Origin of the sequence: Nocardia sp. CA-107356 (genome assembly GCF_050946365.1) — a bacterium.
Taxonomy (GTDB): domain Bacteria; phylum Actinomycetota; class Actinomycetes; order Mycobacteriales; family Mycobacteriaceae; genus Nocardia.
This window is the reverse complement of record NZ_CP191992.1, coordinates 8,359,209-8,377,426: the sequence shown is the minus strand read 5'-3', so window position 1 is coordinate 8,377,426 and position 18,218 is coordinate 8,359,209. Positions and strand designations below refer to the sequence as shown.

The window sequence follows — 18,218 nt, the reverse complement described above, 5'->3', positions numbered from 1 at the left end:
AGAATACTTGAAAGAACTGACCGGACAGCTACCTCAGTTCGACGAACACGCTGAAGCCGTGGAATACCACCAAAGCAGCACCGTTGCCCGAAACGCGCGCCCGACGTAAACGGGCAGCCCGATCACTACAACTCGCCCAGCCGCTGGGACTGCGCATGGCAACTGTGGAAAGGTTGCGAGGCCGGGAATTCGAGTTGGATGCGATAAAGTTGAATCTGTTTCTAGCGGTTCGCATTTCACACTTCCAGCGATACCAGTCAGGTACGTTCATCGTCGGGCCGGCCGCGATATCGGCGGCGGTAAGCTGACCAGAAATCGTCGATCTACCATAAGAGAGCCGTCTGAGGTTGGGAGCTCTCCAGATGCGCGTCGCAACAACCGAACTCATCGCGCGAGCGGTCATCGGGTCCCTTGACGGGTTGCTAGTCGCTCGCGAACGCGGCAAGTCCTACGTCTTCTTGCCCGGCGGCCACGTTGAACCCGGGGAACCGGTCGAAGACGCTCTCGTGCGGGAACTGAATGAAGAAATCGGCGCCAGCGCCAGCATCGGTCGACTGCTCGGAGTCGTCGAACACGGCTATGTCGACGACACCGATACCGTCCGCCATGAACTGAACCTGATCTTCACTGCCCACATCATCGGTGAACCCGTCAGCCAGGAAGCCCACCTCGAATTCCTGTGGCTACCCCTTGACCAGCTCCCCATCGCCGACCTGCGGCCCTGCGCGCTCAAAGACGCACTCGCCACTAACCATGCCAACACATTCTGGCGACGGTGGAACCGCTGAATTCTTCGGAATCGGCCCTCCATGTGACCTCAGCGGTGCACGAATCGCGTTGTCACATATGTGATTCCGGATCGACCGTCTCCGTTGAACATAACCGAGAACAGCGACTTCGAGCGCCGACCTCGACGTTGGGAGAGCGAATCAGTTCACGGCACGTTCGAACCATCCGCCAGGTGCGAAGTCCGGAACTACGCGCGGCAGCTCGCGCGACTTCGCCTCGCTGTCCGCGGGCCACAGCACTTCCACATGCTCGGCAGCACGCCGGAACACTTCGGTGTCGATTTCGACGCGCTGCTCGGCGATCCCGGCCGCGGGCCAAGCGGCGATCACCGTCAGCGGTCCGGGCGGTGGCAGCGGTGTCAGGTAGTAGGCGGTGACGCTGATTCCCTCGCTCGAACCACCGCCACCGCCCATCAGGATCGCGGTGTCCGCGTCGTCGTCGAGGCGCCAGCGATCGATATTGGTCGCGGTGCGTCCGTCGGAGAATTCGACACCGATCAGAAATTGGTCCTTGTCGCCACCGGGATAGCCATGGAAGCTACTGAACGCTGAATGGTCGCTTCCCGGTCGGACGTACAGGTGAAACGACAACTCGATTCCCTCGCGGTAGGCGCGAGCCCCGACCAGCGCTGCGACGACATCCTCAGTCCGCACCAATACCCGCTCAACCGGTATCGCTACTGGCATCTCATTCGATGGTCTTGTGCGTGTCAGGGTCACAGGACCGGAGTTGCTTGTGCTTGGTTGTGTCGAAGTCGGTTCGCTCATGTCCTTCTCTCCTCGTCGTGGGTGTCGCTTGGTTGAACAGCATTGGCCCGTGCGCCGTGGCGGTGGGCTGGTTCTGGCAGCTTTGGCCCTGTAATCGTCCGGCCGCTATTCCGCCCAGCACGTCTGGAACATGGGACTGAATTCGGCCAGGAGCTCGATCGGATCACCGTGCTCGGCGTCGACTGGCGTGGAAGTGATGGTCGCGCTCGACCAGGGCGACAATGTCCTCGCACGTGTTTTGGCTCAGTGGTGTCGCGAGACCGCGGAGGATGGTGTCGGTGAGTTGCCAGGGATCGGAACTGACGAAATCCACCCCAGGGGTTACGCATTCGACGAGTTGAGCATGCGCGTGCATGAGCATCACCGCCGTCCGCACGCCGAGGTGATGTCCTTGCCGCTCCAACCATGCGGCCAGATCGTGCGCGACGTCGCCGACCTGGCGAGGCCAGCTACGGCCGCCGCCGTCGACCGCCCACTCCGACTCGCACACACGGCCCTGTGCGCTGATCTTCTGAAACCACCATTGGTCGCCGACGGCGTGCAGCAGAATCCGGCGGCGTTTGACCTCGACCGCCCATACTCCGGCCGGGCCGACCAGTACGTGGTCGGTCTCGCCGCGTCGGTTGCGGTAGCCGCGGAGCATGACCCATTCATCCGGTAGCAGGCCAGCAAGACTCCAGGTGAGCAAGTCCTCGCCGTATACCCCCGCGCCTTGCTGCTGGACCCGGTGATATGCCCGCTGCACCTCGTAGTCGGCCGATTCCACCTGCCGGAAAGCGTCACCGACCCGTGCTTGGGCAGCTTGTTCGTCGGTGGTGGGCACAGACAGCAACCGCTTCCACAGCGGCTTCGTGCGGCGAGTAGCTTCCAACTCGCCGGATGCCTGAGCGTAATAGCCTTGCCACGCGGCATGATCCGCTGCGGCACCCTGTAACTGCTGTTCGGACAGGTGAAGCTGCTCACCTCCGTGATCCGACAGAATCTTGACCCGCATCGTGCCCCGCCTCCTCCACACGCCCCCAACACTCAGCATGACCGAACAGTCGAAGACGCGGACAAGAATGAGCCACAGGGCATTTCGCATCCATAGCGTCAGACGCACCCAGGAAGCCAACGGCCACATCATCGTTACCTCCCAGTGGGCGTTGACGCCACATGCTGGCGTTTGGAGTCATCCTCCGCATGCGCAGGGCGACGATGCGGGCCTGATTCGAGTCCGGCGGGGCAAATGCATAACTATGTCATCCGGCGGCCGTGACTCATCGCTTGCAAAATGACCTGTCGGAAACTCTTGCGCTCGGCTGGGCTGTAGCGCGGGCCAGCTAACTCGTGTTCGATCACGGTCAATATTTCTTCCACGGCAAGTGCGCGGCCATATGCCGGGTTATGGGTGTGCGTCGCGTTGCGGACAGCTTCGGCGAGTAGTCGTCGAAGGTCAGGCCCCAGGCGGTCCATGTCGGCGACAATACCCGATTCGATCGAACATATGTTCGCTCCACGGGTTACCATGCACCATGGTTGCGCGGTGGACGATTGACGGCGAGGAGGTCCAGTTCGATTCAGGTGTGGATCTCTGACGATGCATTTGTCGGCGGCGTCGTTCCCGGCGGTGCATCGGAGGGATAAGTGGCAGGCAGGTAGGTCCAGGTTGATGGCTGCGGTTGTGGGCGGATCCAGTCGCCGTGCCCTGAATAGCCTTTCCGTCGGTGAAGAGGTATCCGGGGCTTAACACGATGTTGGGGTGGGAGCTAATGATCAAGCACGCGACAGCGTCTACGTTTGTGTTTCATCGGTTCAGTGATGGTTGGAAGCTGGGGCTGATCGAACACCCGCGTTTGGGTCGCCGCATGGTTTGCGGCGGTTAGGCCAAGCATTTTCAACTGTCTCACCCTCCCCTCGTGGAGGTTTCGTTGGCGGTCGTCGAACGGCTAGGTTCATTGCTCCTTACTCGTCTTAAGGAGCCCTGTGGACTACTGTTTCACCTCCCGCGACAAGGTCCGCCAGTTCGGGGCGGCTGTCGATGGCATCGACCTCGACTGCCTCCGTTACGTGACCCGGCAACGGGCACTCAAGGACGGCACCCCGTTCTTCCTCGGCGCGGATATGCGCCCTTTGGAGCCGCACTGTTCGTTCTTCCTTGAGCTGGCCAAGACCCTGAAGGCGAGGTCGCTGCAGGATTACGCCTACGACTTCATGGACTTCAGCGACTTCCTGGGGAGCCTGGATCCGCCGAGTGATGTGCTGTCCGCGACGGAGGACGATCTGCTCGCCTACCGGGAGCACTGCACCGAGCACCGGGATGAGCCCATGTCGCCGGCGACCTGGAAGCGCCGCCGGGTGACGATCCAAAACTTCTACGACTGGGCGGTCGATGAGGCCAAGCTGCTGGCCAGGCGCCCGTACTATCGACGTCCCAGCGGGCGTGACGTCCTGAGCTGGGGTGCCACCGCGGCGCTGGACGTGAGGCATCTGACGTACAAGCAGTGGCGGTTCCTGAACAGCGTTGGCCTGCGAGGGCTACTGCCGGACGGCGCGGCCGACCCGTCGTTCCGGTCGGCACATACGTTGCGCGACAGCGCCGCTGGCTCGCTGGCTATCACCACTGGCCTGCGGCTGCGGGAGTTCCGGGCGTTGCTCGATATCGAGGTCGGCCCGCCGCGCCGCGACGGTACTGCCAAGGATGTGGAGCTGCAGGCCATTGCCAAGTTCGGGCTGCCGCGGACCGTGGAAATCCAGGACGCGACGGTGCGGGAGATCGACTGGTATCGCCGGACCGAGCGTGCCGCCACGGTGCGCAAGGCGTCAAAGACCTTGTGGCGCCTGCGCAATGAGTTCTTCATCGTCGACGATGTCGACACACGCCAGATGAAGTTACGCGGGGTCGAGCACGGCAGACGCCGGACCTGGAGCGTCAAGGCGATGGACGCGCAGTTGCGAGCGCGGACCATGGTCGAGGGTGAGCACGGGCTCGAGCCGATGGCCCTGTTCGTCGGGCGCCACGGGCGGATGCTCACCAGCCAGAGGTGGCAGCAGATATTCCTCGATGCGCACGCGCGCACCCTGCGGATCATCGCCGAGCACGACCTGAAACTGGAAATGCCGCAACGGATCCGGATTCACGATCTACGACACACGTTCGCGGTCTACATGCTGGAGCTGCTGACCGAGCTGCTCCGCCAACAGGATGCGCAGGAGTACGCGCGCTCAGGCCGAGTACCCGCCTACGCGGCCGACCACCAGGCGCGCAATCCCTTCCTGACCGTGATGCGGCTGCTCGGGCACCGCCGTCCAGAGTCGACGATGCGGTACCTGACGTACAAGAGGAACTCGAATTTGCTTGTCGCGCACGCTATCAGGGAATGGAACGACCAAGATAGCACGTACGCGGAACTGGCGTCGCGGCACGGGGGACGGGGCAACGCCTGATGCCCCGCCGCGGACAACGCCGAGCTACTTCCGGAACGCGGCCGCCCCGCCCCGCCGAGCCCTCCCCGGACCGAATCGGGGTGCGCGAGATCGTCTTCCGTCAGAGAGAGCGACCCGTCTATGCCCGGCTCGACCCGTCAGCGTTCGCCTGTTCCACCCTGGCCGGACAGCTCGCGGACCTGTGGGTCGACTATCACCGCAAGAACTCGCTGAAGACTGTTCACGCCTACCCGACTGCGATCCGCTCGTTCGCAACATTCCTCGACGTCCACCTGCCCTCGCAAGGCATCGACGCGGCGCACGCCCGGTTGGAGGACGAATCGATTGATCTACCGGCGATGATCCACGCCTGGGGACAGAACCTTCTGACGCAGTACCCCGAGCATTCCCGACGTCCCTGGGGTTTGGAGCGCGCGCTGCTCGCGTTGCTCAACCACGGTTCGGAGCGAGAGCTGGCCGTGTCCGAACGGGTACGCCGTCGAGTTGCAGCCCCTCCAGGGGTACGCAAGGCCAGCGGTCAGGTCCTGGACGAGTTCAGCAACAGTGAACGGGCGGTGATGCGCAGGACCGCTCGCGACGATGTTCGTGCGCTGGAGGGGCGTCTGGCCCGCGGGCGCGAACTCCTGGCGGCTGGACGGGATCCGCGCCGGCATGGCTGGCTGGAGCTGCCCAACCTGATCTGGGCTGCCCGCCACGGGCTGGTGGACAGCGGCGCCCTGAGCGACAACCTCCTGAGCCGCAACTGGTCTGCGGAGGTTCGCGAGTTCGCCGAAAGCTCTGGTATCTGGCCCGGAATCGGTTTGATGGGCTGCCTGTACCGCATGCTGTTCCCCCGCGAGATCGACCTGCACCCGTTCCGGGTCCTGCTCCTGCTCGCAATGACCGACTGCACCTCCGAGGAGCTGCACTCCTTGCAGGTGCCGGACTTGGAGTTCAGCACCGAAGGCGTACGCATCGTGCAGACCAAGCAACGCGCGCAACGCATCCGAGCCGACTTCCACATGGCCGAACCACTCGACGCGATGCCCGAGGAGTCTGGTGACAAAACGTATGCGGGGCAAGGAGCGTGGGACGTACCCGGTTTGCTGCGGCGCTTGGTCGGGGTCAACGTCCTGACTCGCGAGGTGTTCGACGGCGAGCCGTGGGTGTTCACCGCGGTGGAGTCCCGCCAGCGGGTGCGCATGGAGGCTGCGCTCGCCGCGTTCCAGGACCCCGGCCGCCGCTTCACCCACTGGCTTGAGGGCCACAGCGGTCCGGAAAGGCCGTTCCCGCAAGGAGTCTCACGCCCCCACGATATCCGGCGACTACGTAAAACCGCGAAGACAACCCGGGTAGTCGCGCTCGGCGGCACCCTGACCGACCTGGCCGGAGACGATCACAATGTCCGTGTGTTCCAGCAGCACTACGCCCATGGGACCACCGCCCACGTGTTGGCAGGGGCCGCGATGAACCGCGCCCAGTCCAAGGTCTTCGCCAAGATCACCGGGACGCCCACCTTGGTGCGGCCCGAGGACCAAACGCACCTTGGCGATCCCGAGGTCGCCGCCGCACTCGGCGTCACCCCGCAGCAGGGCATCGACCTACGCGACGGCGAACTCGACATGGGCGTGAGCAACTGCAAAGACCCGCACAACTCGCCGCACTCGGTGCCCGGAAAGCTCTGCCACGTCGCCCCGGCAATGTGCATGATCTGCGACAACGCCGTCGTTTTCGTCTCTCAACTTCCCCAGCAGCTGCTGCTGTTCGACCACATCCAGCGCATGCGTGACGTGCTGCCGCCCAAGAGCTGGCACAGCGTCTGGGGGCGCCAGGAGGCCACGCTCAAGCAGATCTTCGCCGAATGTGCCGACCACGTGGCAGCCGCGCGCAGGACGATCGAGGAGCAAGCGCTCACCCTGAATCTGCCGCTGGGGATGCGAACGGAGTACGACCGATGATCGGTCCTGCTCGCCGGTCGGCGCTCAAGTCCGCGGTATTCGCCGATCACGAGCCGGTCTACGCTGACCTTCCTGGGCAGATTCCCGGTGTGGCCGGGCCGACGTTCGGCCGCACCGACATGTGGCCGGCGGACAACGTGCGTCGGCCTGCGAACACGGTCAAGGCCGCGTGGAGATGCAGCTTCCCCGACGACCCCGTGTGGAACCTGCTGGTGCGGGAAGTCGCGTTCGGCATGCTCCACCCGACCCACCCCGCCCTGCAGAAAGCCGGAATCTTCCTGACTCCCGGCAAGTGGGGGCTGCGAACGACCGCGTCGCGCTGCTTGTATCTCGCACTGTTGAAAACCTGGGCGATCGAGCAGGACATGCCCGATGACCTCGGCCTGTGGCAGGCAGACGATTGGCAGGCGTTCATCGACTCACGCGCGCAGCGGACCGACCCCTCGTCGGTCCGCAATGTGGTGTCAGCGGTGCGACAGCTGATCACGTTTTCGCCGGTCCTCACCGGTGTTCCCACCCTGGCCGATCCGTGGCCGGGTAAGTCGAGCGCCCAGGTCGCCGAATCGATGTGGACCGACGAGCTGTCCACACCGGCAATACCGCCCGAGGTCTGGTGGCCGCTGCTGCGAGCCTCCTGGGCCTACATCGACCGCTTCGCACCGGATATCCTGGCCGACCGTGATCGGCGCCAGTCCGCACCATGCAGCTGCCCGCCACCGCAGACGGACAACGACCGCGAGCTCGAGCAGTGGCTGGCAGATCCGCGCACCAGCATCCCACTCAACCCACAAGACCGGGGCCGGGCACATCGCGGCGAGGTGAACTGGCGGCGTGCCAGCCTCCTTGCCACCAACGGCCGTACCCCTGTCTTGTTCGCCGCCGAGAAACCCTTGGGTCTCCGGCGACGTCAGCGCCTACTGGGGTGGCTCGCCGAAACCGGCCGTAGTCACACAGGCTCCGTGCGTCAGCCGTCTTTCTCTCCGCCCGCGCAGCAGCGGCTCACCCATTGTGACCGGATCCTGCGTGAGTGGCTGGACAACCCGAACAACCTGATTCCAGTCCACTCGGTGCACGATCAGGTCGCGTGGGCCGGCGAGCCGAACTGGACGGAACTGGCCCAGCTGGTCTACCAGCAGCCCAGCCACGTCTTCTCCACCAGCAGCAAGGCCAGGGCCGAGCGACGTCGCCGGTGGGTTTATGAGGTGGCCCGCGACCCGAACCGCACCATCGCGACCGATCACGGCCTCAACCCTCGCATGCTCCGGGCAGCCTGCTATGTCTTCGTCGCTGCGCTGACTGCCATGCGCGACAGTGAGATTCACGAGATCGAACGCGGCGCACTCACCCAGTACTACGGCGCCCGAGCGCTCGCATCCCGGAAGGTAAAGGGCGACGATTCCCGGCCCCGCGGCTACTGGTGGATCATCGAGCCTGTCGCGCAAGCCATCGCCGTTGCCGAACAGCTGACCTGGCACGACACCAGAGTGTTCACCGCTCTCACCGCAGACGCTGGATGTGGAGATGGCGGCTTCGATGCCGCCCGCGACATCGACGATTTCATCGCCACCGTCAACGCCAACCGCGACCACACCGGCCTCGAGGCGATCCCCGAAGCGCTGGTGCGGCCCCACATGTTCCGGCACACCATGTCGATCATCGCCGCCCAGGAGCCCGACGGAGAGATCGCGCTCGGGCTGCAACTCAAGCACGCCGCCCGCCGCGCGCTGGCGAACCGCACCACACTGGCCTACGGCATGCCCGACGCGCGGTGGGCCAAGGAGTTCGACAACCAGCTGCAGGTCGCCGCCGCCAAGAAGCTGGTCTCCCTGCTCCAGGCCCGCCGGTCCGGCCAGACGATCGCGGTCAGGCCCGGGGCCGCGCGGTTCCACGCCGGGCTCGACAAGGTCAACGACGTCATCGAGCACAGCGCGGCGCTGCGTGCCCAGCTCGCCGACGAACGCCTGGAAATCACCCTTCTGCGCGACGAATTCGCCAACCTGCACCTCGGCACGGTCAACCACTGTCTGTGGAACGCCCCCACCGCCGAATGTCAGAACCAACTCCCACCCGATCAGCGCGGTCACGCCCCACTGCTGGGGGCCTGCCAGCCGTCCCGATGCCGCAACTCGGTACTCACACTCGCCCATGAGCCGATCTGGCGAATGGAGGAGATCGGCCTCGTTGCGCTGCTGAACAAAACGTTGTCCAAGCCGTTGCACGAACAGGCGCTGACCCGGCTTGCCGAGGTCCGCTCGGCAACCGCACAGTTCGACAAGTTGAGGGAGAACCCCTGATGCCGGTGTCCGCCGCCACCGAGAAGAAGCTCCGCGAGGCCATGGCCCGTCTCCTGGCCGGCGAGCCGCTACACAGCGACGGCGCGCTGTCCAAGGAAAACCTTGCACGCGAAGCACAGCTCAGCCACGCCACAGTCCACCGCGCCGAGGAGGTTCTGGCCGAGTGGGATGCCCGGGTCGCGCGACCGGTGGTCCGGACGCCGGGAGAAGTTCGCCGCGACGAGACGATCACCGATCTGCGTCGTCGGCTTCGGGAGGCCACCACCCGGGCGACCGAGTTGCAGGGCAAGCTCGACGCGCTCGCCACGGTGACCGCAAACCTCTACTACGAGAACCTGGAACTGAAGAAGAAGATGTCCGTCAAGGCGCAGGGACGGATCGCTGCCATACCGGCTTCGGGCCCCTGGATGGAGTGAACCGGCAGCTCTCATCCGAACCGTCTGTCGTTGGCCACCGCGCCGAATCCCCTGGCCACCACGACGTCCCAATGGCTCGGGCTGCGGTGAATGTCGCCTCTGGCCCTAGCCGCGACCGCGGCCGAGCAACGCGACCTTTCCCGCGGTGCCGCTGCGATCGATCACCTGCGAGGCGATCATGCCGCCGTCGAAGACATAGCCGACCGGTCCGGTGAAAAGCGGCTCGCCAGTGCGCAAATCGTAGACACGTATGTTGCCGTCGCGCCCGTACCGGAAGTAGTCCGGTGCGCCGATGACGGGTCCGGTGCGCTGATGACGGGTCTGACCGGCTCTCCGGGAACCACTGTCGGAAACGTCTTACGCCAGCTCGCGGAGATATCTGAGACGGTTCCTCGCGTGAAGACAGCGGTCTGCCAATCCGCTGTTCGCACCGCCACCGTGACGACACCGTCGCGAGCATCGACCTGCTCCACCTCGAAATCGGTGATGTGGTCGGTGAGCACCGTGCCCGTCGCGCTGTCGACGATCAGGACCCGATGGGTGTCCCAACAGCTCAGCAGGCCCTGAAAGACCTGTTCGGCGCAGCTGTCCGGCACCGCGGTGGCCGCCACGATCGTGGTCCCGGCATCCATCGGCGTGCCGTTTCCGTAGTAGACGTTCAGACTGTGCGGAGCGGACAGTAGAACAGCGCCGGGGTCAGTGGACAGATCGGCGGCGCGCACCGTCCAGCGAGGAGTGGGTGCGGAGCCTAGAGTGGGCTCGATACGAAACTTGCCGCCCACCACCGGCGTTGCCTGCTGGGACTGCCGTGGTGATCGGTCCGCCCATACGACCGCAGCGACACCCACCACGACGGCCACGACAAGCACCGCGATCCAACTTCGACGCCTGTTCGGACCGGTGAACCACTGTGCAGCCGTGTTCATGCGGAGAGGTCTCCTTCATACATCTATCTGGACCAGGCACTGGCCGAACTGTGGGAATCTGCAAGGTATCAGCCATCGTTGAAGGGTGGCGATCGCGAGGACGACCCATCGCTGGTGATTTCCCATAGCTCGAAGATCAAGTTCTCGGCGCGGTGGGATTCGCCGACCTGGAGATGCCGCGTCTGAGGAAGCAAACGAGCTTCAGATGGTGACGCCGCAGTCGATCTCGACCATGATCGGGACGATGTAACAGACCCCAGCGTGTGGTGGCCCGCGCCGCGCCAGACGCGGCAGCGTGTCACTTCGAAGAAGGGTTCTTGATCGGCATCGGCGGGCCGGTCGTTCATCACATTGGCGCTGAGCGTGGCGAGGGCTTCGGGTTCGTGCAGGTCGACCACCCGCTCGGTGCGAGACTTCGAGCGGGCTCCTTTCGACGAGTTGGCTCTCCAGGGGTCCGTTTATTGCGGGATGCACCCCATGGTGGTGGCCCGGGCCGATTGCCCAAAGCCATCACGAAAAGTGTTGCGGCCGTCGCTACCTCATGCCCGAACTGCTGGGCTCGGCCGCGGCCGACTGTGCCCGGCTGGCGAACCCGATACAGCCAGGATTATCCGGGTCCTCGAGCGGTTCGCCCGGGTAGAGCATGTCTCTCGGAAACACCGCACCGCCTGAATTCGGCGGAGCCGAGCCCCGCCGCTTCCCCGAGCATGCGCACGAAGCTCGACTCCGACCCCGCGCGGCCCCCGACGAAAGACCGGGAACCGACCAGACGGTATCGAATGACCTCATGATTTACCAGGAATGGGAAGTGTCGCACGGGGGTGAGGAGTTTCCGTTGCCTGATGCTCGTGACCGGTCGGGCCGGGAGGCCGTTGATCCGCGAGGGCAAAGTCTCACCCTGCTACTTCGTGCCCGCCACGAAGATCTGCATACCAGGCCGCGACATCGACTGCCCGCGGAAGCGGAACTGTCATGCCGCACATCAATACGTGGTTAATGTCACGAAACTCGTTGTGCGAGTCCATAATTCACTTCTCGTCGATACGCTGGTCAGGCATGACCGGCAGTAGAATCATCCGACGTGTTTCCAGAGTTGACACACTGAGGCAGAACCCAGCGGTGCCCGCGGCCGATGCTGTCCGGCTCTGCGCTGCAGCGTTCGTGCAAAGTGGCGAAGGCACCGTCCTGCTGATCTGTGGCGGCGACGAGGGCAACTGGTCCATGCCCGGCGGCCGGCACGAGCCCGGCGAATCTCTCAGCGACACCGCCGTCCGCGCGACTCGCGAACAGACCGCCATCGGCATCCACCTCACCGGCCTGGTCGGCATCTTCACCACCCTGGCCCACCTCACCGCCAACACGCGCAACGACGAGGCTGGACGCACGTGCACGATTGTCTACCGCGGCGAGCCTGTGACTGGTGAACCGACACCGAGCAGCGAAAGTGCCCACATCGAATGGGTTTCCATCGGCGCCATCGCTGACCTGTCGACGAATCCCGTCCAGCGCGAACGCATCGACTGGGCCTTGACCCAGCCCGAACCGCACATCGACGTGCCCACACGGTGAACTGTTCGCTGCCCGTCATCTTCTTCGGGTGGCCTGGTGTGTTCACCCATCGCCGGCACTTGACATATCACATCGGCGTGGCAGGGTGCTGGGTTGAGGCCGGGGTCCCGCAACGTCGAGTTCGGACACCGGTCGAAACGCCGCAGGCTCAGTCGTGGTGAAGCGATCGGTCGGTACTGAGCCTGCGGTGTTTTGTTGGAGCACCGCACCGATAGGGCCTCGATAGGCCCGTGCCACGGCTCGTCCTCATCGCATTGACGCTGAATGAGCAACCCTCCGGCAAAACAGACCGTGCGGTGTTATCGTGGGCGGGTCGCCGGATGTGCTCTGATCCGGCGACTGGTTCGAGGGATGTGTTTGTGCGACTCACCCTCCCCACCCGCCCAGGACGGCGCACGCGGCGCCCTGGGCGGCGCCAAGTCCGGACGGGCCCGCCCGGCTGGATTCCGCTCGCCGTAACCAGTGATGTAGCCGCCGACGCGCATCCCGGCGAGCGTTGCGCGCCACGTTTTCTGGCCGGTCTCACGCTGTTTCGGTCCGGTCGAGTGTGTCAGCGATGACCCATTCGGTTTGCTGAGCCGCTCATCGGGCCGGCGTTAGCGGGCCAGGCAGCCGCGCTAAACCAACTCGGTGAACCCGCGGGTGACCCATTGCCGCAGTCATGTGCGCGAGCCCCCAACGCTCCAGCCCGACCGCTGCAGTCGCCGACAAGAACTGTCCATTGTGCCGCTACCTCGACCATCGCCTCACGAACCCCAAGCCAGTACGGGCCGGATACCCGCCCATCGCAGGCACGTTGCCGATCGGGGATGAACGGGAGCTCGTTGCAGCCAATCGGGGCGCGACGAAACCCGGGTTTGCTTGATGCCGCGCAGGCGATGCGCTTGGACCGCAGCGAACGCTGCGCCGATCCGCGCGACCACCGAGTACCAGGAACGCGCGGGCATCATCGCAGACGATCTGCTGACGGCACAACCGAAGCCGGACAGACACGGGGGTCATCGACGGCGGCGATGATCAGTTCTCGGCCACGCAGACTGCCGCCGAACACGCTCGTGCACCTCGGAATCGACCCGATCGCGCCGCTCCGCGCGGCCACGTGGATCCAAAGCTGCGGCCGCGATAGCAAGCAACACCAGCACGACGATGACGCCCACGATAGATCCGCCGATCAACAACAACCGTTTCCTATTCCCTCGACAGGTACGCGGCGCGAACACCGCCACCGGTAATCTGATAGTCCTTGCGGCACAAATACTTTCATGCCGCACCATCGGCAAACCAACCCCCGTAGGCGCGGACCAGTCAGCCGAGCTCGATCACCACGGGCCCCTGGGGCAATCCTGCCCCCACAGCCGCAAAGCGAGCAGAGACTTCCGAAGCCGTTTTGCGGGAGCATGGCGCCCGATGTGACCGGTCCGCAACCTCATGACCGGCGCGGACCCGCCGGTGGTGTGAAATGTGTTGTCGCGCGAGGGTTTCCGCCGTTACCGTCGCCCCCCTGACTGGCCGCGGCCACTGTGTACCGGTTAGGCTCGACGCCTATCAGCCATCCCCCCGGCTGATAGCTGCTCGCGGCCACCGACCCTCCCCCTCCAGGTGCCGCGAGCCCGGATGCCGTCGGGCCCTCCACGCTCGACGGCATCACTCATTTCGGCCCGTCCCGGCGTGAATCCGGCAAACGACCTGGTCGTCGACGATATGCCCGTGCGGAGCGTGGCGGGGTCGGCCCGATCGAGCCCGATACCGGTTGCCGGTGATGTGTGGGCACAGTGTGCACTCCCCGACGGCTGCGGTGGTGTCGGCGCAGTCGGTTCCATACCGCCAACAGCGCCTCCACCGACCCATAGCGGGTCGTGAGTCGCGCAGCAGGTGCTGCGCAGGCGAGGTACTCGCATAACCATCCGGCATCCATGCGCATTGGGTCTCAAAGCTGGTGAGGCGATGTATCGGTGCGGGAACACCACTGGGTGAGACGGCGGGCGAGATCACACAGCTCGGGCGCGATATCGAGGGCGTGGACGGGTCCGGCGACCTGTTCGAACACGCAGTCGCCGCGGTGCACCTGGCAGTCGAACCAACACCACGACCGCGTCAGTGGATCGAGATCTCGAGCCAACCGGGCGGCCAGCTCGGTGAACGCGCCGGCGACCTGCGCGGGGGAACCGATGTTACGGACGCGCCACCACAGTCGGTGATAGTCCCCGGGTGTGGAAATGCGCACCCGATAGACCAGCATGTCCGAGACCGTCACCGCCGCACCGTCGCCCTCGACGACGACCAGCCGACGGCACAACCACGGCGGTAACCGGTGACGATGGGCACCCACATGCCTGGGCCATACCCGATACCACCACGACCACACCGCCTGATGCCGCCCCAGATCCATGCGCATTCGCGACAGCCGCTGGCACCGAACCATCCCCCCTAACCGCACACCGCGAGGTCGGTGCCTCCAGCCCGGGCTCCGCTCGCGGTGTGCGGTAGTCGTTGCTCATCCCAGGCGAACGGCCAGGGGTGGTCCGGGCCGCTGCCCTGTCGGTCGAACGAAGCGGCGGCTCACCAGGGTTGGTGTTTATCCACCCCGGATCGGGCCGTTGACCCCTGCGGCATTCCAGATACGAACCCTCCCTGGACCAGCTCGGAACATCACATGATGGGGAGCTGATCGAGTCTGCGGACCCAGGCAGCTATGGCGGCCGCGGTGGTTTGGGTTGGTGAGGTCGTTCGTCGGCGCATTCGCCCACAATTCGCCACCGTTCGGTTTCTCCTGTTCGCCGACTACGTCGTTCCCGGTGTGTTTCGCCGGCATCTGCGGGGTGTTGGATGGATTAGGGCTGCTCGGGTACTAATAGGGTGAGGGGAAGGGGGTTGGTGGCGTGGCGATTGTGTTTGCCGATCCGATGGGTGCGCGTGTTGCGGAGGCGATCGGGCACGGTGATTACGCGCGGGTGGCGCAGTTGATCCAGGACGGGGCGGACCCGGACGCGGTCGGTACCGGCGGGGTCAGTCTGCTCGGGTGGGCGATCCTCAACCGCAGCGCCGAGGCGGTCTGGGTGCTGCTCAACGCCGGCGCGGACACCGGTCGCCCCGACGATGCCGGTGACACCGCGGTGCACTACGCGGCGGTGGCCGAAGACCCCCGCTATCTCGGGGCGATGCTGGCCCGGCAGGCAAACGTGGATCTGGTGAATCCGCAGACCGGGCACACTCCGCTGATGAGCGCGGTGTTGTCCGGGCGCCGCCCGCAGATGCACATGCTGCTGACCGCCGGAGCGTGTCCGGACGCCACCGACCGTGCCGGGGACACACCCTTGCACCTGGCCGCCGAAATCGGTGATTACCGCAGCGTCGTGGATCTGTTGGCGGCCGGCGCCGACCCGACCCGCACCAACGCTCGAGGGTCGACGTTTCACCGCACCCTGTTGCTGACCCCGCCGGAGTCGCTCACCGCCCGAGCGCGCCGCGACCGCGACCGCATCATCGACTGGCTGCACACCCACGACATTCCCGTCGAAGGCTCCTAGACACCCATACCGAACCGAGCCGAAGATGCGTTCCGGTCCGCCCGGATGGGGTGGGCGTGGAAAACTCCGGGTTCGCCGGTGGTGGCTGGTGACGATCACCGATCGTGACCATCGCAAACCGTCGGGTCCCGCGTCGACCGGCAGTGTCAACGTCGTTGACGAGACCGGGTGCGACACCGCGCATGTGGCGGCCGTCGAACCCGCCGTCGGGGTTGGAGGTGCTCGCCGCCGGGATCACCAACGATCCACCCGCCCGCGCCGAACGCGGCTACCAGGTCCAGGTGTCGCGGGCCGAGGAAGAGGCGATCATCGACATGAGGGGCGGTGAACTGCGCCCAGCGGAGATCGACGCCGGCCTGCGCGGCTACGCGGCACCGCCCCGGCGACCCACTGCCCGCGCCGACCCGGAATAACAGCCACACCGCCGGTGGACGCGGCGAGCCCGAACAGGTAGCCACGCTGGACCGGTCGACTGGTGTGGCCGGCAGCGTGGGGGGTGAGGTGGCGGTAGCGGCAGTCGGCGATCGTGTCGGGTCGGCAGCAGACGGTCGGGTCTATGGTGATCGCGCGATCCTGCGTTACCTGGGCGGTCGGGCCGATCGATGCCGCCTTCACTCCGAACCAGCGACCCCGGCTCCCGCTCTTTCGGCTGATGAGGGAGGCCGGGGTCGCTGCCTATCTGCGGTTGCCGCACCCCCGGTGTTGTGTTGTGGAGTCCTGGGCGCGACGACATCTATTCGATCACGAATTCTGTTGTGCACCAAGATTGTTGACACACATTCCGTCAAAGTATACGAAAACTACTGACCGACAGTCGGTTTAATGCGCTCAAAACAGGTGCACAGTCAGGAATCGTCCATCCGGAAGTCGCGGCCAAGTCAAGCGCATGCATCGCCCGCTCATCGAGTTCGCCGGTCGATTTCCGTCGTCCCCGGATGTGCCGGAAGTAGGTGTGAGGGCAATGCCGCAGCAGTGGCCGCGCGGGAACGAGGCGGGCGGGGTCTGCTCGTGCATGCCGCTGCCCAGGGCGGCTGGGCAATGTCGTCCTGGGCAGTGGGTGAGGAATCACACCCGAATCCTCGAACTGCGTCGCCGGACGGGAGGATCTCGGCGACCCACCGACGATAACACCGCCCGGCATGTCTTTGTTTGGATGACCTGGTCCCGCAACTCGTCCAATAGCCGGAAGCAAGTCGATGCGGTGGGCGAGGGCTCAGGTGATGCCGGTGATGTCTTTGGCGATGGTCGTGAGCCGGTTTCGGGCGGCGGTGAGCACACCCTGGCGATTCTTATTGGCTTGCTCGTAGGTGAGGATCGCGCGGATGTCGGCGGGGTCGGTGAGATCCTTGATCGCGGTCGTGGCCTCGGTGAGATTCAGCTCCGGATAGTCGCTGATGGGGAGTTCGTCGGGGTCCAGGACGCCGGTGGCGGCGCGGACCGAGCGCAGGGCGTCGGCGGCGGTGTCGGCGCCTTCGCGGCGGGTGACTTCCTCGGCGGTGGCCAGCGCCGCGTCCCGGGACGCGGTGAGGGTCTTGACCGCGACATCCCCGGCATGGGTTCCTTGCGCGAGTAGCTCACCGAGCGCGGGTCCGGTGGTGCGCACGGCATCCATGGCCCGGTCCAGGCCGCGTGCCGACCAGTCGGCGGGCAGGTTGAACAGTTTCACCGCGGTGCCGGTGGCTGCTTGCAGCGGGGTGCGGCGCAGCGCGGCGGGCCCGCCGAGGGCGTCTTCGGCCAAGACCGTGGTCAGCCAGTCCACGGTCTCGGTGTGGGCGGTGATCAGCCGCTCCGCCAACCGCACCATCTCGGGATGCCCGGTGGTGGTGGCGAGGGCTTTGATGTAGCGGGCGCGGTCGAGGAGTTGGTGTTCGAGGGTGAGGTCACCGAGCAGGGCTTCCTCGAACGGCTGGGCTTGCTCGGCCAGTGTCTTGACCGCCGCGACCGCCCGTCCGAGGAAGGGGCCGATGACCTCGGGTACGCCGCCGAGTTCACCGATGGCGGCCGCGATGGCCTTCGCGCGAGCGCGGGCCCGGTCGGCGTTGGCGGACAATTCCCGGCGTACCGCCGCGGTGCGGGCTTGGGCGATGCGGGTGTCGGCGAGATGGATCTCGGTGTTGGTCAACCCCAGCACAGCGCGCAGCTGCGCCAGCAATGTGGTTTCACGGGTACTCATACCGACATTTCCTCCCTTCAACGTTGAGGCATCGAATCGGCGCAACAGTGCACCGCTGACGGGACTACCCGCATTCCCGCCCGCCAACCCGCCCCACACTGCACTGCGCCGGTGGCGTGTGCTGGCGCGTACTTCCCAGACTGGGCGTCGGTGCAGCGGCGGGACCATCGACAGACGAAACGGCGGCCCGTAGACACGATGTCCACGGGCCGCCCTTGTGCGCTGGTCGAACAATACGGCGGGATGGGCGTCTACCCACACCCGAATCGGATTCGCTTGCCTGTAGACCCCGCCGTCTCCACAGCATAAAACGCCCCGGCGGCGACCGCCCGCAACCCACCGGCGAGTGTCGCCGCGAGAGCGTGCGGGGCACTCGCGTCGAACCGGTCGATCG

The 18,218-nt window shown here is 65.4% G+C and carries 15 protein-coding genes; 8 read left to right on the top strand and 7 right to left on the bottom strand.

Annotation, left to right across the window (positions count from 1 at the left end):
- The first annotated feature begins 362 nt into the window (after positions 1-362).
- Positions 363-788 (top strand): NUDIX domain-containing protein, encoded by a 426-nt coding sequence (locus ACQP1G_RS37850; RefSeq protein WP_433194474.1) that lies wholly within the window; start codon positions 363-365, stop codon positions 786-788.
- A gap of 141 nt (positions 789-929) precedes the next feature.
- On the opposite strand, the gene ACQP1G_RS37845 is transcribed toward ACQP1G_RS37850, so the two are convergent.
- The 3 genes from ACQP1G_RS37845 to ACQP1G_RS37835 all read right to left on the bottom strand — a co-directional run bounded on the left by ACQP1G_RS37845 (position 930) and on the right by ACQP1G_RS37835 (position 3,022).
- Complete coding sequence (locus ACQP1G_RS37845) at positions 930-1,475, bottom strand: hypothetical protein (RefSeq protein ID WP_433194473.1); 546 nt, start codon at positions 1,473-1,475, stop codon at positions 930-932.
- Positions 1,476-1,719: 244 nt separating this feature from the next.
- Positions 1,720-2,550, bottom strand: coding sequence for a nuclease-related domain-containing protein (locus tag ACQP1G_RS37840; protein ID WP_433194472.1), 831 nt, complete (start codon positions 2,548-2,550; stop codon positions 1,720-1,722).
- A 349-nt stretch (positions 2,551-2,899) separates the two neighbouring features.
- The gene (locus ACQP1G_RS37835; RefSeq protein WP_433194471.1) at positions 2,900-3,022 is read right to left on the bottom strand and encodes a hypothetical protein; all 123 of its coding nucleotides are present in this window, start codon (positions 3,020-3,022) and stop codon (positions 2,900-2,902) included.
- A 499-nt stretch (positions 3,023-3,521) separates the two neighbouring features.
- Between ACQP1G_RS37835 and ACQP1G_RS37830 the strand changes: the two genes are divergently transcribed.
- The 4 genes from ACQP1G_RS37830 to ACQP1G_RS37815 all read left to right on the top strand — a co-directional run bounded on the left by ACQP1G_RS37830 (position 3,522) and on the right by ACQP1G_RS37815 (position 9,629).
- Positions 3,522-4,982 carry a tyrosine-type recombinase/integrase gene (locus ACQP1G_RS37830; RefSeq protein WP_433194470.1) on the top strand — a complete coding sequence of 487 codons (1,461 nt, stop codon included), beginning with the start codon at positions 3,522-3,524 and terminating at the stop codon, positions 4,980-4,982.
- 80 nt (positions 4,983-5,062) lie between these two features.
- Positions 5,063-6,919 carry a hypothetical protein gene (locus tag ACQP1G_RS37825; protein WP_433194469.1) on the top strand — a complete coding sequence of 619 codons (1,857 nt, stop codon included), beginning with the start codon at positions 5,063-5,065 and terminating at the stop codon, positions 6,917-6,919.
- Entirely contained in the window at positions 6,916-9,213 is a 2,298-nt protein-coding gene (locus tag ACQP1G_RS37820; protein WP_433194468.1) for a hypothetical protein, read from the top strand. Before ACQP1G_RS37825 ends, ACQP1G_RS37820 begins: the two co-directional genes overlap by 4 nt.
- Positions 9,213-9,629, top strand: coding sequence for a hypothetical protein (locus ACQP1G_RS37815; protein WP_433194467.1), 417 nt, complete (start codon positions 9,213-9,215; stop codon positions 9,627-9,629). Before ACQP1G_RS37820 ends, ACQP1G_RS37815 begins: the two co-directional genes overlap by 1 nt.
- A 176-nt stretch (positions 9,630-9,805) precedes the next feature.
- Here the strand turns inward: ACQP1G_RS37815 and ACQP1G_RS37810 are convergent, their stop codons facing one another.
- The gene (locus ACQP1G_RS37810) at positions 9,806-10,555 is read right to left on the bottom strand and encodes a hypothetical protein (protein ID WP_433194466.1); all 750 of its coding nucleotides are present in this window, start codon (positions 10,553-10,555) and stop codon (positions 9,806-9,808) included.
- Between the two features lie 68 nt (positions 10,556-10,623).
- Positions 10,624-10,953 carry a hypothetical protein gene (locus ACQP1G_RS37805; RefSeq protein ID WP_433194465.1) on the bottom strand — a complete coding sequence of 110 codons (330 nt, stop codon included), beginning with the start codon at positions 10,951-10,953 and terminating at the stop codon, positions 10,624-10,626.
- 721 nt (positions 10,954-11,674) lie between these two features.
- Here ACQP1G_RS37805 and ACQP1G_RS37800 point away from each other — a divergent pair.
- Positions 11,675-12,124: an NUDIX hydrolase gene (locus ACQP1G_RS37800; protein WP_433194464.1), complete on the top strand. Its 450-nt coding sequence runs from the start codon at positions 11,675-11,677 to the stop codon at positions 12,122-12,124.
- Positions 12,125-14,051: 1,927 nt separating this feature from the next.
- Here ACQP1G_RS37800 and ACQP1G_RS37795 read toward each other — a convergent pair.
- Positions 14,052-14,519, bottom strand: coding sequence for a hypothetical protein (locus tag ACQP1G_RS37795; RefSeq protein WP_433194463.1), 468 nt, complete (start codon positions 14,517-14,519; stop codon positions 14,052-14,054).
- A gap of 484 nt (positions 14,520-15,003) precedes the next feature.
- Between ACQP1G_RS37795 and ACQP1G_RS37790 the strand changes: the two genes are divergently transcribed.
- The gene (locus ACQP1G_RS37790) at positions 15,004-15,651 is read left to right on the top strand and encodes an ankyrin repeat domain-containing protein (protein WP_433194462.1); all 648 of its coding nucleotides are present in this window, start codon (positions 15,004-15,006) and stop codon (positions 15,649-15,651) included.
- 155 nt (positions 15,652-15,806) lie between these two features.
- Positions 15,807-16,064: a hypothetical protein gene (locus tag ACQP1G_RS37785; protein WP_433194461.1), complete on the top strand. Its 258-nt coding sequence runs from the start codon at positions 15,807-15,809 to the stop codon at positions 16,062-16,064.
- A gap of 800 nt (positions 16,065-16,864) precedes the next feature.
- Here ACQP1G_RS37785 and ACQP1G_RS37780 read toward each other — a convergent pair.
- Positions 16,865-17,824: a ferritin-like domain-containing protein gene (locus ACQP1G_RS37780; RefSeq protein ID WP_433194460.1), complete on the bottom strand. Its 960-nt coding sequence runs from the start codon at positions 17,822-17,824 to the stop codon at positions 16,865-16,867.
- Positions 17,825-18,218: the final 394 nt, after the last annotated feature.

Excerpts from the sequence above, each read along its gene's own strand:
- ACQP1G_RS37810 (WP_433194466.1), bottom strand. The coding sequence starts at position 10,555 with ATGAACACGGCTGCACAGTGGTTCACCGGTCCGAACAGGCGTCGAAGT.
- ACQP1G_RS37845 (WP_433194473.1), bottom strand. The coding sequence starts at position 1,475 with ATGCCAGTAGCGATACCGGTTGAGCGGGTATTGGTGCGGACTGAGGAT.
- ACQP1G_RS37780 (WP_433194460.1), bottom strand. The coding sequence starts at position 17,824 with ATGAGTACCCGTGAAACCACATTGCTGGCGCAGCTGCGCGCTGTGCTG.
- ACQP1G_RS37820 (WP_433194468.1), top strand. The coding sequence starts at position 6,916 with ATGATCGGTCCTGCTCGCCGGTCGGCGCTCAAGTCCGCGGTATTCGCC.
- ACQP1G_RS37795 (WP_433194463.1), bottom strand. The coding sequence starts at position 14,519 with ATGCGCATGGATCTGGGGCGGCATCAGGCGGTGTGGTCGTGGTGGTAT.
- ACQP1G_RS37815 (WP_433194467.1), top strand. The coding sequence starts at position 9,213 with ATGCCGGTGTCCGCCGCCACCGAGAAGAAGCTCCGCGAGGCCATGGCC.
- ACQP1G_RS37840 (WP_433194472.1), bottom strand. The coding sequence starts at position 2,550 with ATGCGGGTCAAGATTCTGTCGGATCACGGAGGTGAGCAGCTTCACCTG.
- ACQP1G_RS37850 (WP_433194474.1), top strand. The coding sequence starts at position 363 with ATGCGCGTCGCAACAACCGAACTCATCGCGCGAGCGGTCATCGGGTCC.